The sequence below is a fragment of the Streptomyces rhizoryzae genome, from assembly GCF_023155275.1.
In the GTDB taxonomy this organism is placed as follows: domain Bacteria; phylum Actinomycetota; class Actinomycetes; order Streptomycetales; family Streptomycetaceae; genus Streptomyces; species Streptomyces rhizoryzae.
In genome coordinates this window covers 1-24,517 of the sequence record NZ_JALMUV010000055.1, presented here as the reverse complement: position 1 = coordinate 24,517, position 24,517 = coordinate 1, and the positions used below count along the sequence as shown (strand labels likewise).

The following is a 24,517-nucleotide window of genomic DNA, read 5'->3' as shown; positions in this document are numbered from 1 at the left end:
CCCGCCGTACACAGCGCGCCTGTCGCGCGCCTGTCGCACGCCTGCCGTCCCGCCGTACCCAGCGCGCCGCTGCCCCGACCCCCGCCGCACACCACGCGCCTCCCCCTACACCAACCCCGCCGTCCGCTCGTCGATGCCCAGCAGTTCCCGCAGGGCGGTCGTGCCCTCCGGGGTGAGGCGGACGGCCCGGCCGGTCCCGATGCGGCGGATCCAGTGCCGCTCCAGGAACCGTTCGCAGAGCCGGGCACCCGCCGTACCGGCCAGGTGCTGGCGGCGTTCGGTCCAGTCCAGGCAGCCGCGGGCCTGCGGGCGGCGACCGCCGCGCAGCGCGTCGTCCGGCACCCCGAGGACATCGGCGAACCACTCCCGCCCGCTGCCGGTGAGCGCGAAACCGCCGTCCTGGTCCAGCAGCCCCCGCGCGGTCATGGCGTCGGTGAGGGCGACGCCGAGGCGCCCCGCCAGGTGGTCGTAGCAGGTCCGGCCGCGGGCCAGCGCCGCCGAGGCGGTGGCCGCGCGCAGTCCGCGCGGGGCGGCGGCCGGCGGGTCGAGGTGCGCGGTCACCGATTCGAGCAGCTCGGCGACGCGGGGCCCGGCCAGCTGGACGTAGCGGTGCCGGCCCTGCCGCCGTTCGACCAGCAGCCCGCCGTCGGTCAGCCGCGACAGGTGCTCGCTCGCGGTGGACGGCGCCACCCCCGCGTACGCGGCCAGCTCCCCGGCCGTCCAGGCCCGCCCGTCGAGCAGCGCCAGGCAGAACGCGGCCCGCGTCCGGTCGGCCAGCAGCGCCGCCAACCGCGCCAGCTCCTGGCTGTAGTCGGGCTGGTGGTGAGCAGGACGGTCGTGGCCACGCTCGGGGCGGGCGTGGCCGGCCTCAGGGTGGCCGTGGTCGTGGCCAGGCTCAGGGTGGGGCGCAGGGGTGACGCCGGGCCGGAGGCTGTCGGTAGCCGGCACGGGATCCGACGGCCTGGCCCGCCCCGAGGGCCTGGACCGCGCCCGCCGCCCGTACGCCCCTTCCCCTACCTGCTCCGTTACTCGCTCCGTTGCTTGCTTCGCCGACGTCATACGCCCATTCTCCGCCGCAACACTTCGGCCACCACCGACACGTCCTCGCCCTACTGTGCCCGCATGACACCCCCCGACCCCCACCCGAACGCACCGAGCGCGCGGAACGCACCGAGCGCGCGGAACGCACCGAGCGCACCGATCACAGCGAGCGCACCGAAAGCACCGGGCGCACTGAACGCATCGAGCCCAGCGAGCGCACCGGGTGCACCAGGCGCACTGGACACCCCGCACGCACCGGACACCCCCCACGCACCGGGCACCCCACACGCACCGGTTACACCGAACGCACCGCACCCGCCCACCGGCCAGGCCGCAGCCGCCCGGTCCGGCTCCCGGACGTCCGCCTTCCACGCCCTGCACCACGCCCCCGGCCACCCGCTCCTGCTCCCCAACGCCTGGGACAGCGCCTCGGCCGCCGTGTTGGCCGGGGCCGGGTTCGCGGCGGTCGGTACGACCAGCCTCGGGCTCGCGGCCGCCCTGGGTCTGCCGGACGGCCGGGGCTGCCCCGAGGTCCGGGACGCCACGCTCGACCTGGCCCGCCGGCTGGCGGGCCGCCTGCCGTGCCCGTACACCGTCGACATCGAGGCCGGATTCGGCGGAAGTCCCGACCAAGTCGCGTCGCTGGCCGCCGAGTTGGCGGACTGCGGCGCCGCCGGCATCAACCTGGAGGACGGGCTCCCCGGCGGCGGAGGGCTGCACGACGCGGCCCGCCAGGCCGACGTGCTCACCGCGATCAAGGAACGCGTCCCGGACCTGTTCGTCAACGCCCGCATCGACACCCACTGGCAGCGGGACGCCCCGCTGCCCCTGGCGCACACGCTCGCCCGCGCGGAGACCTACCTGGCCGCCGGCGCCGACGGCATCTTCGTCCCCGGGGTCGTGGCCGACGCGGACATCGCCACTCTCGTCGCCGGCATCCCCGCGCCCCTGAACATCCTCTTCGCACCAGGCCGCCACACCGTCCCCCACCTGGCCGACCTCGGCGTCCGCCGCATCAGCACCGGCTCACTCCTCTTCCGCACGGCCCTGGGAGCGGCCCGCGCGACAGCAGAAGCGCTCCGAACGACGGGGCCCGCCGAGCGTACGAGGGCGGACGCGACCCGTACGACGAAACACGCGGCCCCCACGACGGCGCAGGCCGACCGCACGACGGCGCACAGCGCACGGACCAGAACCCTCACGACCCCTACGAGTGCGAACCCGGCCCGCACAACGACGGCCCCGCCCGACACGGCCGCGACCTCAACCGGCACCGCGACGGCCCCGACCCCGACCGACAAGGCGACGGAAGACCCGACCGACACGGCGGCGGACGCGGCGCTCACGAAGGCCCGCGCGGCCGGTACGACGGACCGCACCCTCCCCACGGCAAACCCCGACGGGCCGGCGGAACCGGCGCCACCATCGACGGCAACGCGCCCCACCGAACCCCCGACCTACGCAGAACTACAGAGGCTGGCGAGAGGAGTGAGGTACTGAGCCCAGCCGCCCCGAGAGGCCACGCACCCGCGGCAAGTCCGAGCCCGGCGCTCCCCTACGGCCCCCTACCGGGACCGGCCTTGCCCCTACCGGGACCGGTCCGACGACTCCTGGCGCCGCCGCTGCACCGCGATGCCCACGCCCGCCGCGCCCAGCGCGGCCGCGCCGCCGAGCAGGCCCGCCTTCGGCAGGTGCCCGGCCTTCTCCGCGAGCCCGGCCAGCCCCTCGTCGGGGAGGATGATCGACGTCCGGCTCTCCGTCGGCGCCGTCGAATCCGCGGCGAACGCGGCGCCCGAGGGAAGCAGCAGGACGGCCAGTGCTCCGGTCGCGACGATGGCGGTGCGGATCACGGAACGGCGCTGAGCACGCATGGGCACTCCTCGACGGGGGGCCGGCGGCCACCCGGTTCTGGGACGGATCGATGTGCGGTACGTGAGAGCAAGCTACGGAGGGTCCATAACGGCGATCCATACGTTGTGTAACAGCCAGCCCGACGCCTCCGGTCAGTCGTGTGACGAAACCGCCGCCCGACGGCGCCCCTCACCCCCAGGCGCCGCCCCACACCACCGGATACCGCTCCCCACGCCAGCAGGTACCGCCCCCTCACCAGCAGATACGCCCCGCACGAGCAGATACCGCCCCCTCACCAATCGATATCGTCCGGCGGCTCCGGCAGCGCCTCCTCCACCTCACGCCACCCCACCGGAGCGCCGCCCGCAGGCCCGGCGCCCGCGCCCGGAGCCGCAGCCCCAGAGTCCCCGGCCCCAGCCCCGGCCCCCGCACCCGAAGCCCCGGCCCCAGCAGTCACCCCGAGAACCGCTTCCGCCCCGCCACCGGCGCCCTCCCCGGCGGCATCCCGCCCGTCCAGCACCGCCAGGATCTGCTCGCCGTACTTGGCGAGCTTGTTCTCGCCCACGCCGCTGATCGCGCCCAGCGCGGCAATGCTCGCCGGCCGCGCCACCGCGATCTCCCGCAGCGTCGCGTCATGGAAGATCACATACGCCGGAACGCCCTGCTCCTTGGCCGTCCGGCCCCGCCAGCCGCGCAGCGCCTCGAAGAGCGGCAGCGCCTCCTCCGGAAGATCCACCGGCGCCCGCTTGCCCTTGGCCGCCTTCGCCTTCGCCGCCCGCGCCGGCTTCTCCGGCTCCCGCCGCATCAGCACCTGGCGCTGCCCGCGCAGCACCTCACCACTGGCCTCGGTGAGCACCAGCGTGCCGTAATCACCCTCCACGGCCAGCAGCCCCTGAGCCAGCAACTGCCGTACCACGCCCCGCCATTCGGCCTCGCGCAGGTCCTCGCCGATCCCGAAGACGCTCAGCGCATCGTGATCGAACTGAATGACCTTGGCGGTCTTCCTGCCCAGCAGGATGTCGATGATCTGGCCCGCCCCGAACTTCTGCCCCCGCTCGCGCTGCAACCGCACCACCGTCGACAGCAGCTTCTGCGCCGGCACCGTCCCGTCCCACGTCTGCGGCGGTGTCAGGCACGTATCGCAGTTGCCGCACGGGCCGTCGCTGTCCTGGCCGAAGTACGCCAGCAGCTGCACGCGCCGACACTCCACCGTCTCGCACAGCGCCAGCATCGCGTCCAGGTGCGCCGACAGCCGGCGGCGGTGCGCGTCATCGCCCTCCGAGCCGTCGATCATCTTCCGCTGCTGCACCACGTCCTGGAGGCCGTACGCCAGCCACGCCGTGGACGGCTGCCCGTCCCGCCCCGCACGGCCGGTCTCCTGGTAGTACCCCTCCACCGACTTCGGCAGGTCCAGATGGGCCACGAACCGCACGTCGGGCTTGTCGATCCCCATCCCGAACGCGATCGTGGCGACCACCACCAGCCCGTCCTCCCGCAGGAACCGCGCCTGGTTCGCCGCGCGCACCCGGGCGTCCAGCCCCGCGTGGTACGGCACCGCGTCGATGCCGTTGTCCACCAGGAACTGCGCGGTCTTCTCCACCGAGGCCCGGGAGAGGCAGTAGACGATGCCGGCGTCCCCGGCGTGCTCACCGCGGAGCAGCTCCAGCAGCTGCCGCCGCGGCTCGCTCTTCGCCGCGATCCGGTACTGGATGTTGGGCCGGTCGAAGCTCGCCACGAAGTGCCGGGCGCCGTCCATCCGCAGCCGGGACGTGATCTCGGTGTGCGTCGCCCTCGTCGCCGTCGCGGTCAGCGCGATCCGCGGCACGTCCGGCCAGCGCTCGTGCAGCATCGACAGGGCCAGGTAGTCAGGCCGGAAGTCGTGGCCCCACTGCGCCACGCAGTGCGCCTCGTCGATCGCGAACAGCGAGATCTTCCCGCGGTCCAGCAGCTGCACCGTCTGCTCGACCCGCAGCCGCTCCGGCGCCAGATACAGCAGGTCCAGCTCGCCGGCCAGGAACTCCGCCTCGACCAGCCGCCGCTCCTCCAGATCCTGCGTCGAATTGAGGAACCCGGCCCGCACCCCCAGCGCCCGCAGCGCGTCGACCTGGTCCTGCATCAACGCGATCAGCGGCGAGACGACCACCCCGACCCCCGGTCGCACCAGCGAGGGAATCTGGTAGCACAGCGACTTCCCGCCGCCCGTCGGCATCAGGACGACCGCGTCCCCGCCGCCGATCACATGCTCGATGATCTCGCGCTGCTCCCCGCGGAACGCGTCGTACCCGAACACCCGGCGCAGCACCTGCACCGCCTCGTCAGCCCCCAGGGCTTCCGTCTTCTCCTCGACCACGACCACTCCCACATCCGCCGGACCCACCCCGAAAGCCTACGAGCTTCCCCCCACCCCCCGCCGACCCTGTGGATAACTCCCGCCGACACGCCAAGATCATCAATGCCTGTGGACCTGCGGCATCCGGGTCCTGGCCGTGGGCCGCGATCCACCGGCCTGCGCGGCGGCCCTCACGACGCCCGGCCTTCCCCTCCGCGCCGAGCCGCGAAGTCCCCGAACCGCTCCACCGCGGCCCCGAGGTCGGCGGGTCCGCAGCGGAGGTGGAAGACGGAGCCGTCGGACCACGCCTGGAGCCAGGAGGCTCCCTCCGCGACCTCGGTCCGGTCGAGCGTGACTCCGCTGAGTGCGGTCTCATCGAGATCGATTTCGACGGACCAGCCGGGATTGTCCAGCGTCTCGATGCGGATGCCGTACTCGTGCTCCCACTCACCGTCGCACTGACGGGAGTACCAGGCGGTGAGAGCGCTCAGGGGGTCCAGGGACACGGGGTGTTCTCCCAGGTTCGGTCGGGCGGGCGCGGCCATCCGGAAGGTTCACGTGAGGCGTCGGGATCGTCACGCCCGTCTTCCGGTCGAAATGCGCCGGGCCGACCATGTCGACCCGCTTGGTCATCTTCCACGGTGCGGGATCGTGCGGGTTGTCCTGCGGCGCCCACTCCGCGTAGTGGGTGACCTGGCCGGTCGTCCCGTCCCGCCGGAAGGTGGTGTGCGGACCGGTCGCGTCCGGATGCGGCCGGAGCCTTTTTGCGCGGGCGAGACCGAGCGGGTCCAGCTGGATCAACGGGTTGTCGACGTAGGCATGGTGGTTGAGCGCGGGAGCGAGGCCCAGCGGATCGGCGGAGAGGTAACGGCCGGCCTCCGGGTCGTAGTACCGGTGGTGGTTGTAGTCGAGCCCGGTCTCGTCGTCCCGGTACTGGCCGGGGAAGCGCAGCGGACAGTCGGCCTCCGTTCCGCCGCCGCCGACCGTCGAGCCCCACAGATCCGTCGTCCTGCACCAGGCGATCCGCCCGTCAGGGGTGACGAGTTCACTGGGGGCACCGACCGCATCGGTGATGATCGCGTAGAACCGCCGGTCGATCTCCGCTCGCGTGGCGTCGGCCGGCCACGTGCGGTGGAGCTGGCTTGCGGGCCGGTACTCACCCGGTTCCCAGTCCCAGGTGGTGACCACGGTCCGGCCCTCGGCCGATACGGATGTCTGCTCGGCGAGGCAGTCGTCGTCCCAGGAGAACAGCACGGCGGGGCTGTCCACGTCGGTCCGCTGCTTCGCGATGCGCCTTCCGAGCGGGTCGTAGCGGTACTCCCAGGTCTGGCCCCCGGCCGTCACGGTCCGGACCAGGCGGTCGTACGCGTCCCGTACGAAGGTCCGTTCCCGGATCGTGCCGGAGAGCGTGCGGCGGGTCTCCCGGACCAGCCGGCCCTGCCCGTCGTGCTCGTAGGCGGTACGGCCGGCCGAGCGGACCAGCGTTCCGCTGTAGAGCCGTTCCCCCGACGTGTCCCGCCCGGGCCCGGAGTGCCCGGTCGCCGACGTGACGTTCCCGAGGGCGTCGTAGGCGTACTGCTCCGTCCAGCCGGCGGCCTGGACCGCGGTGACTCGACCGACGGCGTCGAGACCGTACGCACGAGGGCCACGGACCATGTCGGAGACGGCGGTCGGACTGCCGTCCGGGCGGTAGGTGTACGTGCGCTGCCGGAGTGCGCCGTACCCGGCCGGTGCCTCGCCGACGGCAGGGACGCGGGCCCACACCGCCTGCCCGGTCAGCCGGTGGGCCGCGTCCCAGCTCTGGGTGAGCGCAGCGCCCCGGCCCAGGTACCGGGTCGTCTCCCGCCCCCCAGGTCACGCCCGAAGGAGAGCCCGCCGCCCGGCGTCGCCAGCGTCGCCGGGCGGCCGTTCGCGTCGTACGTCCACTCCGAGGTCGCGCCGGTCGGAGTGGTCCGGCGGAGCCGTCGGCCGGCCGCGTCGTACTGGTGGGCCAGGGACCGTCCGTCGACGGTTTCCGTCAGGATCCGGCCGACGGCGTCCCGGGAGAAGATCACGGTGCTGTCGGCGGAGGCTTCCAGCAGCCGGCCGAGGGCGTCGTAGCGGAAGGCGGCGGGCGTGGTCCCGTCCGCTTCCCGCAGATTGACCCGGCCCTCGGTGTCACGGGTGAGCCTGACGGTCTGTCCGCAGCCGTTGGTCCGCTCGATCGGCCGCCCGGCGGGGTCGTTGCGGTAGGTGAGCGTCGATCCGTTGAAATCCGACTCGGAGACGAGGTGGCCGGCGGGGTCGTACGTGTAGCGGCATACCTGGCCCTGGGGGTTGCGGACGCCGATCAGCCGCAATTCCTGGTCGTAGGTGAAGTCGTAGCGCGTGCCGTCGGCATCCGTCCGCGCCGTCACCCGGCCGAACGGGCCGTATACATAGGTCACGGCCTCCCCACCGGGGCCGACGTGCCGGGCGAGGTTGCCGGCGGCGTCGCACTGCCACTCCTCCCGTGCCCCATCGGCGCCCACCCGCCAGGCAGGTTTGCCCTCGACGGTCCACCCCAGCCGGGTGACGCCCCCGAGCGGATCGGTCACCGTCACCACGCGGCCGAAGGCGTCCCGGGTCACCCGGGTGACCGCGCCGAGCGGGTCGATCACCGCGACCGGCAGCCCGGCCCGGTCGGTCTCGTAGCGCCGCACCGCCCCGAGGGGGTCGGTGACGGTGGCCAGCCGACCGCGTTCGTCGTAGCCGTAGGTGGTCGTGGCGCCGAGCGGGTCGACGGCCGACAACAGGCTGCCGTGGGCGTCGTAGGTGTACCGCCAGACGTGGCCGTCGGCGCCGACGATCTCGGTGGGCAGGCGGAGTTCGTTATTCGACGCCGTCTCCGACGTGCCGTCGGGCCGGTCGACCCGCAGCGGATCGCCGTTGCCGTCCAGGGTGTGGCGGGTGGTGTGCCCGAGCTCGTCGGTGCGTGACAGCAGGCGGCCGTAGCGGTCGTACTCCGTGTGGATGGTGTTACCGACCGCGTCCACGGTCCTGGTGATGTGGTGGTACCGGTCGTAGTGGTACTGCCGCGCATGACCGAGGCTGTCGGTCACCGTGGTGATCCGCTGCCGCGGGTCGTACGCGAAGGTCGCGGTGAGGACGTCCTCGGAGCCGTGCGCACGGCACACCCTGCCGTCGGTGTCGTACTCGTACCGGTACCAGAACCCGTTGCGGTCGGTCCACGAACTGAGGCGGTCCCGGCTGTCGTAGCTGTGGACCAGCGGGACGCCGGAAGAGCCGGTGATCTCGGTCAGGCGGCCCCGGATGTCGTAGTCGTAGGCCACCACGGTGGTGCCCAGTCCGTGGTGCGTGCCGTCCAACAGGCGCAGAGCCTCGATCCGAGGGCCCGCTGCCGTCCGGACGGTGTCGACACCGACCCGGTAGCCGCCGGAGTGGCGGAGCTCGACCGGGAGGCCGTCATCCCCCGCGAGACAGTCCACTCGATCACCGTGGCGGTCGGTCATCGCGCTGATCGAGCGTGTCGATCCCCCTCGGGAGCTGGGGCGAACTGCCTGTGCCAGCCCGTCTCCGGGTCCTCGATCACGATGGTGTCGGTGTCCGGGTCCCAGGTGAGCGGCCAGCGGGCTCCCTCGGAGGGCAGTACCTGCCGGCCGAGCCCCGAAGGTCGCGGGTAGTGCAGGATCTCCGCATCCTCCCCCGCGTAGTGGATGCCGTCCGCGTCGACCTGCACACGCTGGTCGAGCGTCGAGGACCAGCCGGGCCCGAACCAGCGGCCTGCCGCGTAACCGGACGCGTACGCCCGCCGGACCACCAGCGGCAGGAGACCGGGCAGTTCCAGATCGATGTCCGACATCACCATCTGGCCGGAGACCACGTCCACCGGGTCGCCCGCGGTCCGGCACTTCCGGTTGCCGTGCGAAGACCGGCCCGGCTTGCCAGCTCCACTCAGCCCGGTCCGGCCCTTGCCGGTCACGTGCGGGCTCCGGGGCAGGTCGTTCTTCCCGCCGTCGAGGATCTTCTTCAGCTCGGAAGCGTGTTTGGTGTCGGCCTCCCGCGTATTGCGGGCCACCTTTTTCAGGTTGTCGCCGGCTGAGCGGTAGAAGTTCTTGAGCGCCTTGCCGGCGTCCTCGGCCAGCGTTTTGCCGAGCTTCTGCGCCCCGTGTTCCAGCGCCTTGACGATCTGGTTGCTCATTCGAAGCTCACCCCCGCGATCTTGGACTGGAGCGCCTGCGCGTGTCCGGCCACCGCTTCGGCGTGGCTGTGCAGGGGCCGCGCGTGCGATTTCACGGCGTCGGGATCGATGCGGAAGCCCGAGCCGCCCGCACCGCTTACCGACACTCCCAGCGCGGACTCGGCGGCCTGGAACACCAGCCCGCTCACCGCCCCCGACACCACCTCGACGAGCGGATCGATCGCCGCCTCGATCACCTGGCCGATGATGTACTGCTCCAACTGCTGCTCAAGCGCGTTGACGAGACGCTTCCCGGCCTCTTCGATCGCGATCACCGCGGCCTCGGCCACTCCGAAGGTCGCCGCGGCAGCCGCTTGGTCCGCCACGAACGTCACCGCCAGAACGACCAGTTCGGCGATCGTCTCGACCTTCATCCCCACGATCACGTCCGCCGCCACGTCCAGCGCCGTCGCCACGGCGTGAGACGCTCGGACCAGCTCCGCCAGGTGCCGGTCCGACAGCCTGTGGCGCAGCCCTGTCGATGCAATGCCGACCGCAGCCTGCGCTCGGGTTTGGCTTCCCGCCCCCTGTTCGAACGCATGGAGGCCCGTGTTCCTGCGGATGTGGCCCACGACCCCTTACGTCCTCCTCCACCAGGAGACCGGCCTCCTCGGCGAGGCGCCAAGCGGCTCGGAGATTCGCGCTGCGAGTTGGGTGATCGACCTCACCGAGAAGAAGCCACTGCTTTAGCCCGGTGGACGTCCACCGGAGCCGGGCGACGACGCGGCCAGTCCTCCGTACCGGGGGCAGCGCAACGGTGGCCGGCACCCTGTTGCCGTCTTCGACGGCGACGAACCGCTTGGACGCACCGCCGGCGGCCCCATCCTGCTCACGCACGCGGTCGCTTCTCGTCATCCCGGTCCGGGGATGCCAGGCACGGGGCGGAGGATGCTCGACCGGGGGCGCGCTTGCCCTTTTCAGCGACAGCGAGGGTTCTGGCGGCCGTGCGTACGTGAACCGCGCTTCGAGCGTAGTGATTTATGCCCAAAAGGATCCGTGCGGGTGGCCGGATGGGGGCCGGCGTAGAACGCCGACGGGCTGTAGGGTGACAAGGTTGTCCTTTAGCTGGCGAGCCGGCTACAGTGCGCCAATGACCCAACCACGTCCCGAAGTCGGCGTCTCCCGGAAGGCGGCCGGCGGCGACACCGACCTCCCGCCGCTACGGACGATCGACCTATTCGCCGGGTGTGGGGGACTGACACAGGGCTTCGTGGATGCACTCCATGAGGGCCGGGCGGTGTACCGTCCGGTCGCCGCCGTAGAGCTTGACCCCGCTGCGGCGGCCACCTACGCCGTGAACTTCTCCGAACGCTTCGGGGCCCACGTCCACCAAGGGGACATCGCACAGTGGGTGGACCGGCCTGGAGCGCTCCCTGAAGCCGACATCGTGTTGGGTGGCCCGCCGTGCCAGGGATTCTCGCGGCTCGGTAATCAGGATCCGAACGATGAGCGTAATCAGCTCTGGCGTCATTACCTGAAAGTGGTTTCGACGGTTCGGCCGATGATGTTTGTGATGGAGAACGTCGACGCATTCAGGAAGTCGCCTGAATTCGGGCTTTTGGTCAACGAAACGCTTACCGGAGGAACTCTCTCAGAATACCGTATCCTTGACGATCTTCTTAACTCCGCCGATCACGGTGTCCCGCAGCGACGCTTTCGGACCATCGCAATTGGTATCCACAAGGATTTGTTGTTGCCTTCGGACTCGGGGGCTCCCGTCCGTGTCGAAGAGGTCTCGGATATGGAACTGCAGTCCCGGTTGATTCCGGGGCCTGCCGACGGGCCTCAGCGGACGGTATGGCAGGCGATCTCGGACCTTGTCCTGCGCAAGTTGTCCCCGGAACTTCCCGCTCGGCGGAGAACCGTGAACGGGCAAGAGGTCGCCGGTCCCTTCTCCATGGGCGAACTGCATTTGAGTCGAAATGGAATAAAGCCAATTTCGATGGCGCGTTATCGATCCATTCCGGAGGGGGGGAACAGGTTCGATATTCCCTTCGAGCTTCTCTCTCGTTGCTGGAAGAACCACAAGACCGGTTCCGCAGACGTCATGGGTCGACTGCATCGAGACAAGCCCTCGGTCACCATCCGTACTGAATTCTTCAAACCGGAGAAGGGGCGCTACCTGCACCCGTGGTTGCACCGTCCCATCACACACCTGGAGGCGGCCCGCTTGCAGGGCTTCCCCGAAACCTTCCAGTGGTGTGGGAGCAGGACGCAGATCGCGCGACAGATCGGCAACGCCGTGCCCGTCGGATTGGGCCGGGCCATCGCCGAGCATCTGGCACCGCTGCTTCTGGCCCAGAGGGACCTCCACGACTCCCGTACCCCGAGAGTGCCCCGCGTGCGGAAGCCGCGGCGCAGGCTCACGACGGCGGCGTGAGCGGGGAACGGGCTCCTGCGGCTGCGATCGGGCAGGGCTCTTTCCGTGGTGAGCCCCTGCGGGCATAGCGACCAGATATAAGGTTGTTTCGCTGGACAACGACGTCGGGGTGCCCCACTGTCAACCCGTGCCCTGGGGAGGGCATGAGGTGGTGGTGCCTCGACCGAGCCTGACGTCCGCGGCCGTATGAGACCGCGGCACCGACGCCCCTCCGCACGGCGATCGGGCCGTCGGCCCCACGATCGCGGAACGACGCGGATCCAAGGGGTGGGGATTGAACGAGTTCGAAGATCAGTACGAGGCGTTCAAGCGTCTCATCAAGACGCACACGCCGGAGCAGGCGTTGGCGACGATCAAGCTCTTCGGCATGTCCGACGAGCTCGCCAAACGGATCGCGGAACGTCACCAGCAGGAGACCATCGCCATCCGGGAGAAGCGTGAGCCCGGCTCCGTCGTTCGGAACAACCGCGAAACCTGGTACGTAGGTCCTCAGGACGACGACCGCTGCTGGCCCGCCCTCAGGAACCTGTTGGCGAAACAGTCGTGGAACGAGGAGAGCCTGCGCGGCCTCGACTCCGCGTCGACCAAGGTCGTCTCCATGCTCGACCACCCGTTGGAGAGCGCCTTTTCGACCAGGGGGTTGGTGGTCGGGTATGTGCAGTCGGGTAAGACCAGCAACTTCACGGCCCTCATCGCGAAGGCGGCGGACGCCGGATACAAGTTCTTCATCGTCCTCGCCGGCATCCACAACGGCCTGAGGCTACAGACCCAGCTCCGCCTCGAGCGGCAGCTGGTGGAGCCGGTCATAGACCAATGGCACACCCTCACCGGACGCGTCGGGGACTTCGAGCCTCCCGCCGGCAATCCGGCCGCGTTCTTCGGTGAGAAGAGTCAGCAGCACGTTCTGTGCGTGATCAAGAAGAACGTTCCCAGGTTGCGGAAGCTCAAGGCATGGTTGGAGAAGGCGCCCGACTACCTGCGTAACTGCCCGACGCTGATCATCGACGACGAGGCCGACCAGGCGAGTGTCGCCTCACGGAGCACCAACCCGCTGATCCGGGAGATCATCGATCTGTTCCCTCGTGGGGGGTACCTCGGATACACGGCCACGCCCTTCGCCAACCTGTTGATCGATCCCGCGGCCAAGGACCTCTATCCGGAGGACTTCGTCGTCAATCTGCCCAAGCCCCGCGGTCACTTCGGAACCGAAGTGCTCTTCGGGCGGGATGCGTTGGACGGTGAAGGCCCGCAAGAGGTACCGGACGGGTACGACATGATCCGCACGGTCCCCGACGAGGAGGTACCCCTCGTCAGACCAGGGCGTGACGAAATCGAGGGGTTCGTACCCGAGATCAGTGGTGCCTTGCGGACGGCTGTGCTGTACTTCTGGCTCGTCACCGCCGCTCGACGGGTGCGCGGTACGGGCGTTCCCCATTCGACGATGCTGATCCACACCAGCGTGAGCACCCTTGTCCACGAGAGCTTCGAAGGGCCCTTGGAGGCGTTCCGCAAACGGACGGTCGGGTATGTCGAGGCCGCCGACGGCGAACTTCTCGATGAGTTGAGGCAGCTCTGGGAGTCCGAGGTCGCCCGCGTCCCCGGTAACGAGCCGGACCTCGGGGAGACACCGGTCCCTTTCGACGCCCTCCTGCCGCTGTTGGCCGGTGTGGTGGACGACTGCCGCATCATCCTGGACAACTCGAAGAGCGTGAAGCGACTGGACTACGAGGCGGGTCCTGTCGTCGCCATCGCCGTGGGCGGCAACACCCTTTCGCGTGGCCTGACCCTCGAAGGACTGGCCGTCAGTTACTTCGTGCGAAACGCCACGACGTACGACTCGCTGTTGCAGATGGGCCGTTGGTTCGGGTTCCGTGAAGGATACGCCGACCTGCCGCGTATCTGGATGACGGACGGGATGCGCGACTGGTTCCGGCACATCGCCACCGTCGAGTCCGAGATGCGTCGGGATATCGATGTATACATGGTCGAAGACAAGACGCCCAGGACCTTCGCCGTCCGCATGCGCACCCACCCGTCGCTCCGCATCACGGCGGCGGGCAAGATGAGGGACGCGGTCAAGGCGAACGCGGCGTACGGGGGCCAGCGTGTGCAGACCCGTTACTTCCGGACGTGTGACGCCGAGTGGTTGCAGGCCAACCGGCAGGCCGCCCACGACCTCGTCGACCGGTCCCTGCGTCTGGCGGGAGCCCGACACGAGGACAGAGGAGTCCAGGGCCGCCACATCCTCCGGGGCGTGCCCTACGACATCGTCCTGGACTTCCTCGGCGAGTATCGATTCCACGGCAAATCGTTGGATTGCGACGCGAAACTGCTGCGCAGCTACGTCGAGCGCCGGGTGCGATCCGGGGGCGGAGGCGCGCTCAAGCGTTGGAATGTGGCGATCATCGGGAATCCGCTCAGCGACGACCCGGACAAGCGGTACGAGTTCACCCCCGGGCTCGCCGTCGATCGAGTCATTCGTGCGAAGCTCGGCGAGAGCAGAAGTGACGCCGCCGACATCAAGACCCTGATGAGCCGCCGCGACGCAGGTGTCGACCTCGACCTCAGTGCGCTGACGGAGATCAGCGAAGAGGCGCTCAAGAACGCCAGACGCGAGCAGGCACCGGACACCGGGTTGTTGACCCTCTATCCGATCGACGCCCTGTCGCCGTCACCGACGAACCGCAAGAGTCGTGCCCCGCTCGACGCCGTCGACCATGTCATCGGCGTCGGTCTGGTCTTCCCGAAGCCTCTGGGGGAGGACAGCGAGGTGGAGTACTGCAGCGCAGACCTGTCCGGCGTACAGGACGACGAGGAGGAGGACCTGTCGCTGCTCTTCGAGGAGGACGACAGTTGAGCGGGGGCGCCGACCTGCGGCGTGTGCTCGATCGACACTGGGCCGAATTGGACCTGACCCCGCTCGGCCCCGAAGCCGCCCTAAGGACCTCCTCGCTCCCCGTCGTCACCGAGCATGGGCCGGTCTCCGCGGCGACCGACGGTAACTCGTTGCGCCACTTGTTGATTCCTCTCCGAGGACGTCGCCGGATCCCCACAGGGCGGATCGGTGGAACATTGCGCGTTACGGAGCGAGCGCTGGAGGACGAGGAGACCTACGGTCGTTTCGCGGACATTGTCTGCATCCGAAGAGATCTCGATGATGTCTTCACGGGGCTTTGCGCTGACGTCCTTGTGGCCCTGGAAGCAGACGGACGGCACCCATACCGCACGACGCTGGCGGTGGTGAACCGCTGGCGTCAACTCTTCAGCGGTGTGCCTCGTGCGCTCACCGAGACGCAGGAGGTCGGCCTCGCCGGTGAGTTGTCGGTCCTGCTCCGTCTACTCGACAAGGACCCGGGTGCCGTGAGTTTGTGGACCGGTCCGGAGGGGGCGTGCCACGACTTTTCCGACGGCTGTTACGCCGTCGAGGTCAAGAGCACATACACGACGTCGGAACGCCGGACGTTCGACGTCCATGGGCTCGACCAGTTGGAGCCGCCGCAGGGCGGGCGCCTGATGTTGGCCTGGTACCGGTTCGAACGAACCCCGCGGGGGCGCACCGTCGGCGAACTCGCCGCAGAGGTGGCTCGGCTGTGCGTCGACGAGTCGGAACTGTGGCTTCGACTGGCACGTGCCGGTTACCGGCGCGGACAGACGGATGAGGAGGGCGCTCTGCGTTTGTCACCCGTCGAAGAGCGTTGGTACGAGGTCGATGAGGCATTCCCCCGCCTCACGACGCCATCCCTGAGGAAGCCGGTACCCGACGGACTCCTTGACGTGCGCTATACCGTCGATCTGACTGGCGTCCACTCGCCGATGCTGGATCACCCGGCCGTGGAAGCCTTCCTGGAAGAAGTGGGGCGGACACCATGACCGCGGAGTCCCCATGTTGGCTGTCCGAGCGCTATGCCCCCGGCGGTGGAGGGACAGCCGAGGGTGCTTTGAAGAATCTCGACGGCACCGAGCTCGACCCGCTGACGCTTCTCGTGAGGGAGTCGGCTCAGAACAGCTGGGACGCACGGACCGGCGACGGCCCCGTGGACTACCGAGTGGAACTGCGAACGCTCGGGCCCAGCGAGGCGCCGGTATGGCGGAACCTTTTCGCCGCGGGTGCACCCCAGCTTCGACACCTCAAGCTTCGGACCTCGTTGGCGCGCTCCGCTCTGCGCATTCTTACCGTGACCGACACGGGGACGAGAGGGTTGGGTGGCCCCACTCGCGCAGACGTCGCGGTTCCAGGGCAGTCCGATTTCGCCTCGTTCGTTCGCAAGACCGGCAGCTCGAGCAAGATCACAGGTCGTGGCGGCACCTACGGTTTCGGAAAGGCGGTATTCCACCTCCTCTCCGCATCACACACGGTGGTCGTGCACACGCGCTGTCGGGTAGGCGACCGGTTGGAGACCCGACTCATCGGGTGGGCGGTGCACGAGAGCTACACAGTGGAAGACGACGACGGTACGAAGACCTTCACCGGCCGTCACTTCTGGGGAAAGGTCCGGCACGGTTACGTCGAGCCGCTGGTCGGGGAGGAGGCCGACGAGGCCGCCGGAAGCCTCGGCCTGACCTCTCTTCCCGACGGTGAGACGGGGACGTCCGTCACGATCCTCGACCCCGTGTTCGGTGAACGCGACGACGCAGAGGCCATGCGGTGGATCGTCGACGCCATGGTGTGGAACCTTTGGCCGAAAATGCTCCCGGAGGGGGGAGACGCACCTATGCGCTTCTCCGCCAGCCACGAGGGTCGAGTTGTTCCCGTGCCCAGGCCGTCGGAAGTACCGCACCTCCGCCCGTTCGTCTGGGCCTACGACGACATGAATCGCCTCGTCGAACACAAATCCTTGGGCCGCGTCCTGGGTCGGCTCGGTATGCGGAAGTTCCTCTCACCCCAAGGAACCCCTCCTCGGGTGGCGCAGGAGGCGGGGGTCGGGGAGCGACTTCACCACACCTGCCTTATGCGACCGGTCGATCTGGTGGTGAGATACCTTGAGGGACCTCCCTTCTTCGAGGAGAGCGGGGGCTACGCGGCGGTCTTCCGGGCCGACGCCGGAATGGACCGGGTTTTCGCGGCGGCGGAGCCCGCGTCGCACGACGCCTGGTTGGTGGACAAACTCAGTGGAGAGGACCATCGCCTGGCGAAGCACGCCCTCCGCAAGATCAACGACGCCATGAAAGGGGCTTCCGGACCGGCCCCGGTGTCGAACGAGACGGGCGAAGGCGTCTCTCTTGCCGGGATGAGCCGACTCATGGCGGGACTTATGGCGGGTACGGCCGGGGAGGGCGCGGAAGCCGACTTCGCCACGGGTACGCCCCCTACCGGAGGCCCCGCGGGCACCGGACGGGGTTTCGAGGGGACGGCCGGATCCGGTGGGGTTCCCGGCCCCAGGGGAGGAACGACCGGCCCGACAGGTCGCCGGCGTGTTCTGTACGACGGGGTTCCCGAACACGACGTCGTCGATGGCGAGGCCGTCCTCGTGCAACGTTTCACCCTGCCCGACGCGGGGCCGTGCGTCGTACACGGGCGTCCCGCCGTCGCGTTGGGCGACGGTCGCGGGGTCGAAGCGGAGCCGCCCATCGGAGCGTCGATTCCCACGGTATTGGGGTGGCGTGCGGGCGACGGCCCCATGGCGGCCGGAACCTCGTTGCGTGCGGACGGCGGTGACGGCACGGTCTGGTCTCTGATCGTCAGGCCGGCCCCTGACACCATGACCGAGCTGACGATCACGGTTGAGGCCGGGGGCGACGGCTGGTGAACCGTCGTGCCTATCCCTATCGCAGAGCGACCGTCGGATCGGTGTCGATGGCCGAGTGGTCCCTCAAGTCTGAGGAAGGGGACGCCGTTCCGCTGCCCGCCTTCATACCCGACTGGGACTTCCAGAGGGATCTGTCCCTTGAGACGGTGGTCGGAGTCGACCTGGACGCGGTCAGAGCTTCGACCGGACTCCCTCACGAGGCCGAGCTCGCCCTTTCAGTGGTGTGGAGTTCTACGGGCAGCGGCCTTCGACGGCTGGCCGACCGGGTCAGACTGCTTGGTGGAGGCACTCGTTCGGTACAGCTCTCGTTCACCGTGATCGGACGTGACAGCGGTGGTCTGCTGTCCCTCGACACACAGCTGATCCTCGCAAAGGCCCTGGACAACTCGGACCCAACTGGTGCTCGGCGCGCAGGATCCGTACTTTGGCATCACCGGGCCGGGGTGCGCCTGCAGGGCGATGCGTCGCAGTTCCCCATGGCGGTGGTCGATTTCAAGAACGCGGGCTACCCGGAGAAGGCTCCTTGGTACCTCGACATCGGTTCCAACCTGGAAGCGGCGACGATGGGCGCCGTCGTACTTCTCGTGAACAGCGGTACTCCGGTTGTGCTCAATGCGCTTCGCCGAGCAGAGAAGGCGTCGTACGCGGAACGACTCATCCAGTCCGCCGTCAGGCAGGACGTCGTCCGCCTGATGATCGAACGGGCCGTAGCGGACGAAGATCTGACGGATGCCTCTTGCTTCGAGACGGACACGCTCGGTCACACGCTGCTCGGGCTCCTACACACCTTCCTCCCCGGGACATCTCTCACCTCCCTGCGCATGACACGTCGCACGGACCCGGCGCTCTTCTCGGCGAAGATCCAGCACGCCGTCGGACTCTTCTCCAGGGAGACGTGATGGTCTATCTGTATCCGCGTCTTCTGCCCGCAGCCGCGTCCCACCTTCGGGAGGAGTATCTGCAGCGCTCGGTCGAATACTTGTGTGAACGCTCCGCTCTTTCCCACCCGGCCATGTTCTACGCGGCCACGGGTGGCGCCCGTCTTCCCGAGCAGAGGCTCGGCTCCCTTCGGGAGGCGGTGCTCGCATGTGCCGCTGAGCGCGGCTATCCCGCCAAGCCCGGCAGGAAGCAGGCGGCGGGTTTCGACATCGAGGTGGCGACGATCCTCCACCGGGACTCGGGCATCGTTCCGGCGGAGGCGGTGGCGGGTGATCTCTGGGCGTTTCTTTCGCTCGTCGTCCTGCCGGACGTGTCCCTGTGGAGGTTCACCGACCTGCACCACGACCGGGTACTGGGGACCGACGTCACACGCCATGTCTTCGGGCGGCTGTGGTGGCGGGCGCATCTTTTGTACGACGAAGACGGCGGAAGGGAGGACCTCTACGCCTCACTGTCCGTCCTCAACGAGTCGGCCTTCGACCAGATCTACGCCCGACGCACCTCGATCGGCGGCAGCCCACATCTGGTGCGGGCGATCGTCCGGGTCTGGCAGACGCTCGACGTCCCGCCTCAAGCGGAGAGGAAGGTGCTTCGGGATTTCCTCATACGGGTACTCAGGCTCAACGCCTTCATCTCTTTCGACACGCTGCCGGCGGACGTACTCGACGAGGAGTTGATGGGCGTGTTCCAGGAGTCGTTGTCCGTGGTGGTAGGGGTGTGAAACCTGACGCGGCCTAAGGTCTGCCGTGGGAAGGAGGCCCGCTTGTGGTCACCTTCCCACGGCGCGACCGGCGAATGGTTACTGCAGCAGGATCTCCTCGGGGCGTCGATTCGTGATCACGGTTCCCTGAGCGTCGAGGACGTGCTCGATACACGCCGTCAGGTCGCCGCCGTGGCCGTCCCTGGCCATGTTCCGCAGTTCCGCGACCAGACTCATACCGTTGAAGGAGGATGATCGGTTACTGGTCCTCCACCATCTCGGACTGGGCCGACTCTGAGTAGGCGCCGGTGGTGACGTAGACCCCGATCCACCCGCGTCGGAGCCGAGCGACCACCCGGGCGATCTGTTCCGCGGTGATGAGAGTGTCGGGTTTGACGCACTTAGCCTGCCCGAGTACGACGAGACTCGTGCCCGCGAGGCCGCGTCCGCCGCCGAGGTCGAGACGGCCGACGAAATCGGCACCGCCGTTACCCGACCGACGTGTAAGCCAGCCTTCGACGTACCTGTGCCCGGCTCCGCGCAACACGCCGATCGAGCCGCGCAACCTCTATCGCTCCTTCACTCGCGTCGCCGAGGCCGCCGGCCTCCGCGTCATCCGCCTGCACGACGCCCGCCACAGCACGGCCACGCTCCTTACGGCGGCCGGAGTCGCGCCCCGCGTCGTGATGGAGGTCCTCGGCCACTCTCAGATCAGCATCACCATGGACGTGTACACGTACGTTGTCCAGGACACCCAGCGCGAGGCCATGAGCCACATGGGCCGCCTGCTGCGGAGGCGCCCGGGTCGTCAGTGACCGCCGCCGTTGTCTTTTGCACGAGACGCGGAGCCCCGGACGATGGCAGTCCTGGGGCTCCGTGGCCTTTCAGAGGCTGGTCTCGGGCCCTGTTCAACAAGCGCGCGGGCGGCGACCAGGACCTCTTCCTTGAGCTGCTCCAACGGAGTGCTCCACTCGGCGTTCCAGTCGCCCAGTTGGATGGCGCACTCGACGATCGGCTGCAGGCGGTCGGGATAGTCAAGTTCCATCGCTGCTTCGACCCATATGAGGTCGGCGCCGGTCACCGGGTCCAAGGAACCGTCAACGATCTGAGCGGCCAACCAGTAGGCCAAGGCCCACTTGGCGGCGATCGGGTCCGCGGGTGCCTCGAATCCCAATCCCAGCTCGTCCACGACCTGGTCGAACAGCTCCTGTGCCTCATGCTCCTCACGGCGGCCCAGGCCGGTCAGGAGGGCAAGCGACGGGGAATCGACATCGGCCAGGAGAGCGTCGAGGCCGGCTTGGATCAGGCGGTCCGAGCCGACGTGACGTCCGAGTGCCCGAGCTCGTGCCAGCTGCCTCAACCGGTCGAGGCCCTCGTCCCTCGTCACGCCGGATGCACCCCGTCCCGCCCCCGTTGATGTCAGAAGTAGATGTCCAAGGGCCCTCACATACGGAGATCCGTATGTGAGGGCCCTTGGACCTGGTGCCCCCGGCAGGATTCGAACCTGCGACACCCGCTTTAGGAGAGCGGTGCTCTATCCCCTGAGCTACGGAGGCGGGGGTGGGACCGCCGCGAGCGGTGGTCCCAGACAGGGTAGCGGATGGGGGTCGGGGGTGGGGTTAGTCGGGCGTTAGTGGGACGGCAGGGGGGTGGCTGAGGCTGGTGGGCGTTCGGAAGCGAGACGTGGGAGAGAGCGACAGCTATGGGAGACGTGATGAAGAGCGCCGTGACCAACCGCTTCGGGGGCCGTGCCGGCCGTCGTGTTGCCGCCGCCGTGGTGGTCGCCGCGGCGCTGGGTCTGGGGATGACCGCCTGCGGGCCGGATTCCGGGGCGGCGGGCGCTGCCGGGTCCTCGGCGCCTTCGGCCGCGTCCGGGGCGCAGCAGGGGCAGACCCCGGGTGAGACCACCACGGGTGGGTCTTCCTCGGGCGGGGCCTCGTCGGATGCCTCTGGGGGGAAGGGGCAGGGGCAGAGCCAGGGTCAGGGCCAGGGGCACAGCGGGTCCGGGGCGGCGCCGTCGGCGGGGCACGGTAGCGGTGGCGGGAGTGGTTCCGGTGGGGGTGGTGTGGCTCATGGGGGGAGTCACCGGACGATCGTCGGCAAGCTGGAGTACCTCGCGCCCGGCAAGGTGCTCGTCAAGCCCGAGGGCGGCGGTATGCCTCACGCGTTCATGATTTCCAACTCCACGAAGATCCTCGGTGCGGCCGCGATCTGCTCCGTCAACGGGAGCGATGTCACCATCGGCGACGACGGCTACGGCACGTCGACGTGCACGGAGGCGCAGTTGGAGAAGGCGGCGAAGACCAGCAGTGTGACGGTCCGCGTCACCATGGACCGCACCGAGGGCGCTGAGAAGGTGGAGGAGAAGTACCACCCGTAAGGGGCGGTCCGTCTCGTCGTCTCAGGGGCTCGTCGTCTCAGGGTCTCGGCGTCTCGTCGTCTTGCCGCCTCGGGCGGTTCGGTGCCTCGGTTCTCAACTTGCCCGGGGTGCGGGCGGTTCGAGGCGCCGTTGTGTCCGGCCCGGTCAGCCGATGTGCCAGCTGAGGGTGGAGTCGGCGGTGGTGAGGGCGACGAGGAGGAGCAGGTCCGCGGCGCCGAGGGCCAGGCCCAGGAGGGCGCGGCCGCGGCGGGTGGTGCCGCGGGACAGGGCGAGGCCGCCCAGGACCAGGGCGCACGGGCCCAGCACGATGTTGAGGACCAGGGTGCCGACCAGGCCGAGGACGAAGGATGCCACGGCCATGCCGTCGGCCTGTGAACCGCGGGAACGGGCGGAGCGCGGAGAGCGGGGGGCGCCGGAGGCGTCCTCGGGGGAGTTGTGGGTCTTGTGAGTCTCAGGGGACTTGGGGGTCTCGTGAGCCTCGGGGGACTTGTGGGTCTCGTGGGTGGTCTGGGTGGTGTGGTGGGTGAGGGCGGTCATCGGGGGCTCCCCTCGTTGTGGTGGCGGCGTTCGCGCAGGGAGAAGACGAGCAGCCAGACGGCGATGGCCGTGCCGGCGACGAGGGTGACCGGGACCGGGAGGTGCGCCGCGGTGCCCAGCGCGATCCCCAGGAGGAGGAGGGCTGCGACGAGGAAGAACATGATCTGCCTTTCCGGGGCCGGTTTCCGGGGCGGGGGCCGCTGTCGGTTCGGGCCGGGCCCGCGGCGGTTACGGCCGCACAGATTTGAGAGGACAGTTGTTCACTGACTTCTCCAGTGTAGGGCCGGACCCCGGTGGAATGGTTCGGAGAACGGTTGTTTACTGGATGACATGAGTCACAGTGTGGGCGGAGCGCGGCAGGCGCAGAAGCAGAAGACCCGTCAGGCGCTGCTGGACGCGGCGCTCGGCCTGCTGGAGGAGCAGAGCCTGAGCAGCCTGGGCCTGCGGGAGGTCACGCGGGTGGTGGGTATCGCCCCGACCGCGTTCTACCGGCACTTCCGGGACCTGGGCGAGCTGGGTGTCGCACTCGTCGAGGAGGCGCTGGGCAGCCTGCACGTGATGGTGCGGGCGATCCTCGCCGAGCAGGACGCCGCCGAGGAGCGGATAGACCGGACGGTCGCGGTCGTCGAACGGCATGTGCGGGAGCATCCGGCGCATGTGCGGTTCGTGGCGCGGGAGCGGCGGGGCGGCGTGCGGGCGGTGCGGCACGCCATCGCCGGGGAGCTGGAGCGGTTCGTCGAGGAGGTCGCCGCGGCGCTCAAGGCCCAGCCGCTGTCGGCCGGTTGGCGGGACGAGGACGTGCGGATGCTGGCCGAACTGTACGTCGACCGGCTGGTGACGACCGCCGGGGAGCTGCTCGACGCCCGGGAGGAGGGCGGTGAGGAGGCGGCCGGCCGGGTGGTGTGGCGCGCGCGGCGGCAGCTGCGGCTGATCAGCATCGGGCGGCGGCATTGGGGGGAAGAGGGCGTGGGCGGCGCTGTTCCCGGGGCGAGCGGGGGCGCCGGTGGCGCGGAGGGGGTCGGAGAAGGGGACGGGGTCGGAGAAGGGGACGGGGACGGGTGAGGGGGAAGGGCGAGGGCGAGGGGCAGGGGGGAACGGCACGGCCGGGTGGGGAGTGGGCGGGGTCCGGGGTGGTGCGCTGGCCCCGGTGGTCGGCGTGACGCCGCCCCGGACGGCGGGGGTGCTCACGGGTGGGTGGTGGCCGGGGTGATGCGGACGCGGTAGGTGCCGTCGGGGTTCTCGGTGAGGACGGTGACGGTGACGCCGGTGGTGCGGTCGGTGAAGGTCTCGCCCGGGCGGAAGGTGGCGTCGGTCAGGTCCGGGTCGACGTAGCGGGCGTCGCCGTAGCAGCCGCGGCTGTGCGGGGTGCCGTCCACGACGCGGATGGGGGCGCGGCCCGACGGGACGTCGGTGGCCACGTGGTAGACGAGGATGCCCGGGCGGCACACGATCGGGTCGAGCAGGCCGCTGGCGCGCGCCTCGACCACGAAGGCGGTGTGCGGGCCGGTCGGGACCACGACGATCTTGGTGCCGCCGGGGGTGGAGACCGGGGTGAGGTCGTGCTCGGCGGGCAGCCCGCGGGGCGGCGCGCAGTGCACCTGGCCGGGCGTCAGCCAGCCCATCTTCCACTTGTGCCAGCCGAGGAAGTCGTTGCTCGGCCCCCAGTCCTCGTCCATCGGGTCCCAGTGGCCCACCGGGGCCCGCCCCGTGCGGTCGTCCGTGTAGTAGAGGTCGGGCAGTCCGAAGGCGTGCGCGTTCTCGTGGTTGAGGACCCGGAACGCGCTCAGGCCGGTCTGCCGGCTCCAGATGAACGACACGTTCCGGAACGGCGCGCCGCGGCCCGTCCGCAGCCCCAGATCGGCTCCGCTGAAGGTGACCGACAGCACCGAACGGGTGGCCGGCGGGCCCGCGTTGGGCGACAGGATGACGTTGACGACGTCGTAGTCGCGGAAGTCCACGAACGGGTCCACGGCGTGCACGATCTCCCGGGACAGGGCGTGGTAGCCGCCGTCCGCGGACGCGTCGAAGGTGGCGCTGCGGGTGATCCCGTACGCCGCCAGCGGGCGCGACATGCGCAGCCAGCGGAAGAGGGGCTTGGGTACGTAGGTCAGCCGCCCGTACGAGCTGGCGCGGAAGTAGTCGGTCGCGGCCGGGAAGAACTCGGCGAAGCGGGCCATGGGGGAGAGCGTCGCCGGGGCGTCCGGGAAGTCGATGAAGAGGGTGAGGGCCCGTACGGTCCCGGAGGCGCGGGCGAAGCCGGCGGGGGTGGGGGCGGCCTCGGAGACGTTGTCGGTGATGCCGGGGAGGGCGCAGGGGCCGGTGGGGAAGGCGGGCCCCGGGCGGTGAGGGGGCGCCGTTACGGCCTTCGGGGGGTGGGGCGGGTGAGGGGGCTGG

Annotated in this window: 23 protein-coding genes, 1 tRNA gene and 1 pseudogene; 10 read left to right on the top strand and 15 right to left on the bottom strand. The window is 69.7% G+C overall.

The genetic code is table 11. The features are described from left to right. Positions 1-105: 105 nt before the first annotated feature. Positions 106-798, bottom strand: a complete 693-nt coding sequence (locus tag MUU72_RS31015) for an ArsR/SmtB family transcription factor (RefSeq protein WP_248016776.1) — start codon at positions 796-798, stop codon at positions 106-108. A gap of 324 nt (positions 799-1,122) precedes the next feature. Here MUU72_RS31015 and MUU72_RS31010 point away from each other — a divergent pair, with 324 nt between their 5' ends. After that, a complete protein-coding gene (locus MUU72_RS31010; RefSeq protein WP_248016760.1) occupies positions 1,123-2,541 on the top strand; it encodes an isocitrate lyase/PEP mutase family protein in 1,419 nt (472 codons plus the stop codon). Between the two features lie 86 nt (positions 2,542-2,627). Here MUU72_RS31010 and MUU72_RS31005 read toward each other — a convergent pair whose 3' ends face one another. The 7 genes from MUU72_RS31005 to MUU72_RS30975 form a co-directional block, all read right to left on the bottom strand. After that, positions 2,628-2,912 (bottom strand): hypothetical protein, encoded by a 285-nt coding sequence (locus MUU72_RS31005; protein WP_248016759.1) that lies wholly within the window; start codon positions 2,910-2,912, stop codon positions 2,628-2,630. A gap of 272 nt (positions 2,913-3,184) precedes the next feature. Then, on the bottom strand, positions 3,185-5,254 hold the full coding sequence (recQ, locus tag MUU72_RS31000; protein WP_443743071.1) for a DNA helicase RecQ: 2,070 nt from the start codon (positions 5,252-5,254) through the stop codon (positions 3,185-3,187). A gap of 158 nt (positions 5,255-5,412) precedes the next feature. Then, positions 5,413-5,727 carry an Imm53 family immunity protein gene (locus MUU72_RS30995; RefSeq protein ID WP_248016758.1) on the bottom strand — a complete coding sequence of 105 codons (315 nt, stop codon included), beginning with the start codon at positions 5,725-5,727 and terminating at the stop codon, positions 5,413-5,415. After that, positions 5,669-6,985, bottom strand: coding sequence for an RHS repeat-associated core domain-containing protein (locus MUU72_RS30990; RefSeq protein ID WP_248016757.1), 1,317 nt, complete (start codon positions 6,983-6,985; stop codon positions 5,669-5,671). Before MUU72_RS30990 ends, MUU72_RS30995 begins: the two co-directional genes overlap by 59 nt. An 11-nt stretch (positions 6,986-6,996) precedes the next feature. Then, positions 6,997-8,688 (bottom strand): hypothetical protein, encoded by a 1,692-nt coding sequence (locus MUU72_RS30985; protein ID WP_248016756.1) that lies wholly within the window; start codon positions 8,686-8,688, stop codon positions 6,997-6,999. 20 nt (positions 8,689-8,708) lie between these two features. After that, positions 8,709-9,401 (bottom strand): DUF6531 domain-containing protein, encoded by a 693-nt coding sequence (locus MUU72_RS30980; RefSeq protein ID WP_248016755.1) that lies wholly within the window; start codon positions 9,399-9,401, stop codon positions 8,709-8,711. Continuing rightward, the gene (locus MUU72_RS30975) at positions 9,398-9,856 is read right to left on the bottom strand and encodes a hypothetical protein (RefSeq protein WP_248016754.1); all 459 of its coding nucleotides are present in this window, start codon (positions 9,854-9,856) and stop codon (positions 9,398-9,400) included. The genes MUU72_RS30980 and MUU72_RS30975 overlap by 4 nt, the downstream gene beginning before the upstream one ends. Before the next feature lie 674 nt (positions 9,857-10,530). On the opposite strand from MUU72_RS30975, the gene MUU72_RS30970 reads away from it, so the two are divergent. From MUU72_RS30970 to MUU72_RS30945, 6 genes are all read left to right on the top strand, one after another. Beyond that, complete coding sequence (locus tag MUU72_RS30970) at positions 10,531-11,820, top strand: DNA cytosine methyltransferase (RefSeq protein ID WP_248016753.1); 1,290 nt, start codon at positions 10,531-10,533, stop codon at positions 11,818-11,820. Between the two features lie 274 nt (positions 11,821-12,094). Further along, on the top strand, positions 12,095-14,677 hold the full coding sequence (locus tag MUU72_RS30965) for a Z1 domain-containing protein (RefSeq protein ID WP_248016752.1): 2,583 nt from the start codon (positions 12,095-12,097) through the stop codon (positions 14,675-14,677). Next, positions 14,674-15,690: a PD-(D/E)XK motif protein gene (locus MUU72_RS30960; RefSeq protein WP_248016751.1), complete on the top strand. Its 1,017-nt coding sequence runs from the start codon at positions 14,674-14,676 to the stop codon at positions 15,688-15,690. Before MUU72_RS30965 ends, MUU72_RS30960 begins: the two co-directional genes overlap by 4 nt. A 68-nt stretch (positions 15,691-15,758) precedes the next feature. Further along, a complete protein-coding gene (locus tag MUU72_RS30955; RefSeq protein ID WP_248016750.1) occupies positions 15,759-17,567 on the top strand; it encodes a hypothetical protein in 1,809 nt (602 codons plus the stop codon). A 41-nt stretch (positions 17,568-17,608) separates the two neighbouring features. Continuing rightward, positions 17,609-18,466 (top strand): hypothetical protein, encoded by an 858-nt coding sequence (locus MUU72_RS30950; protein WP_248016749.1) that lies wholly within the window; start codon positions 17,609-17,611, stop codon positions 18,464-18,466. Further along, positions 18,466-19,227, top strand: a complete 762-nt coding sequence (locus MUU72_RS30945; RefSeq protein WP_248016748.1) for a DUF6339 family protein — start codon at positions 18,466-18,468, stop codon at positions 19,225-19,227. Before MUU72_RS30950 ends, MUU72_RS30945 begins: the two co-directional genes overlap by 1 nt. A gap of 78 nt (positions 19,228-19,305) precedes the next feature. Here the strand turns inward: MUU72_RS30945 and MUU72_RS30940 are convergent, their stop codons facing one another. Together MUU72_RS30940 and MUU72_RS30935 are read right to left on the bottom strand one after the other, a co-directional pair. Beyond that, entirely contained in the window at positions 19,306-19,443 is a 138-nt protein-coding gene (locus tag MUU72_RS30940; protein ID WP_248016747.1) for a hypothetical protein, read from the bottom strand. A 22-nt stretch (positions 19,444-19,465) separates the two neighbouring features. After that, positions 19,466-19,753 carry a restriction endonuclease gene (locus MUU72_RS30935; protein ID WP_248016746.1) on the bottom strand — a complete coding sequence of 96 codons (288 nt, stop codon included), beginning with the start codon at positions 19,751-19,753 and terminating at the stop codon, positions 19,466-19,468. 4 nt (positions 19,754-19,757) lie between these two features. On the opposite strand from MUU72_RS30935, the pseudogene MUU72_RS30930 reads away from it, so the two are divergent. Continuing rightward, positions 19,758-20,021: pseudogene (locus MUU72_RS30930) on the top strand (tyrosine-type recombinase/integrase); the annotation flags it as partial. On the opposite strand, the gene MUU72_RS30925 reads toward MUU72_RS30930, so the two are convergent. Both MUU72_RS30925 and MUU72_RS30920 read right to left on the bottom strand, forming a co-directional pair. Further along, on the bottom strand, positions 20,015-20,593 hold the full coding sequence (locus MUU72_RS30925) for a hypothetical protein (RefSeq protein WP_248016745.1): 579 nt from the start codon (positions 20,591-20,593) through the stop codon (positions 20,015-20,017). The pseudogene MUU72_RS30930 and the gene MUU72_RS30925 sit on opposite strands and share 7 nt — an antisense overlap. 93 nt (positions 20,594-20,686) lie before the next feature. Beyond that, positions 20,687-20,762, bottom strand: a tRNA-Arg gene (locus MUU72_RS30920). A gap of 509 nt (positions 20,763-21,271) precedes the next feature. Here MUU72_RS30920 and MUU72_RS30915 point away from each other — a divergent pair. Continuing rightward, a complete protein-coding gene (locus MUU72_RS30915; protein ID WP_248016744.1) occupies positions 21,272-21,586 on the top strand; it encodes a hypothetical protein in 315 nt (104 codons plus the stop codon). Positions 21,587-21,730: 144 nt separating this feature from the next. Here the strand turns inward: MUU72_RS30915 and MUU72_RS30910 are convergent, their stop codons facing one another. Further along, positions 21,731-22,123, bottom strand: a complete 393-nt coding sequence (locus MUU72_RS30910) for a DUF4190 domain-containing protein (protein WP_248016743.1) — start codon at positions 22,121-22,123, stop codon at positions 21,731-21,733. After that, positions 22,120-22,284, bottom strand: a complete 165-nt coding sequence (locus MUU72_RS30905) for a hypothetical protein (protein ID WP_248016742.1) — start codon at positions 22,282-22,284, stop codon at positions 22,120-22,122. Before MUU72_RS30905 ends, MUU72_RS30910 begins: the two co-directional genes overlap by 4 nt. Before the next feature lie 169 nt (positions 22,285-22,453). Here MUU72_RS30905 and MUU72_RS30900 point away from each other — a divergent pair, with 169 nt between their 5' ends. Continuing rightward, positions 22,454-23,185: a TetR family transcriptional regulator gene (locus MUU72_RS30900; protein WP_248016741.1), complete on the top strand. Its 732-nt coding sequence runs from the start codon at positions 22,454-22,456 to the stop codon at positions 23,183-23,185. 122 nt (positions 23,186-23,307) lie between these two features. On the opposite strand, the gene MUU72_RS30895 is transcribed toward MUU72_RS30900, so the two are convergent. Then, positions 23,308-24,517 (bottom strand): M6 family metalloprotease domain-containing protein (locus tag MUU72_RS30895; protein ID WP_248016740.1); only part of this gene is annotated, 1,210 nt, incomplete at its 5' end.

What these genes read in the sequence shown, in the direction of transcription:
- MUU72_RS30970 (WP_248016753.1), top strand. Translation starts at nt 10,531, where the DNA reads ATGACCCAACCACGTCCCGAAGTCGGCGTCTCCCGGAAGGCGGCCGGC.
- MUU72_RS30945 (WP_248016748.1), top strand. Translation starts at nt 18,466, where the DNA reads ATGGTCTATCTGTATCCGCGTCTTCTGCCCGCAGCCGCGTCCCACCTT.
- MUU72_RS30910 (WP_248016743.1), bottom strand. Translation starts at nt 22,123, where the DNA reads ATGACCGCCCTCACCCACCACACCACCCAGACCACCCACGAGACCCAC.
- MUU72_RS30905 (WP_248016742.1), bottom strand. Translation starts at nt 22,284, where the DNA reads ATGTTCTTCCTCGTCGCAGCCCTCCTCCTCCTGGGGATCGCGCTGGGC.
- MUU72_RS31005 (WP_248016759.1), bottom strand. Translation starts at nt 2,912, where the DNA reads ATGCGTGCTCAGCGCCGTTCCGTGATCCGCACCGCCATCGTCGCGACC.
- MUU72_RS30900 (WP_248016741.1), top strand. Translation starts at nt 22,454, where the DNA reads ATGAGTCACAGTGTGGGCGGAGCGCGGCAGGCGCAGAAGCAGAAGACC.
- MUU72_RS30940 (WP_248016747.1), bottom strand. Translation starts at nt 19,443, where the DNA reads ATGAGTCTGGTCGCGGAACTGCGGAACATGGCCAGGGACGGCCACGGC.
- MUU72_RS31010 (WP_248016760.1), top strand. Translation starts at nt 1,123, where the DNA reads ATGACACCCCCCGACCCCCACCCGAACGCACCGAGCGCGCGGAACGCA.
- MUU72_RS30980 (WP_248016755.1), bottom strand. Translation starts at nt 9,401, where the DNA reads ATGAGCAACCAGATCGTCAAGGCGCTGGAACACGGGGCGCAGAAGCTC.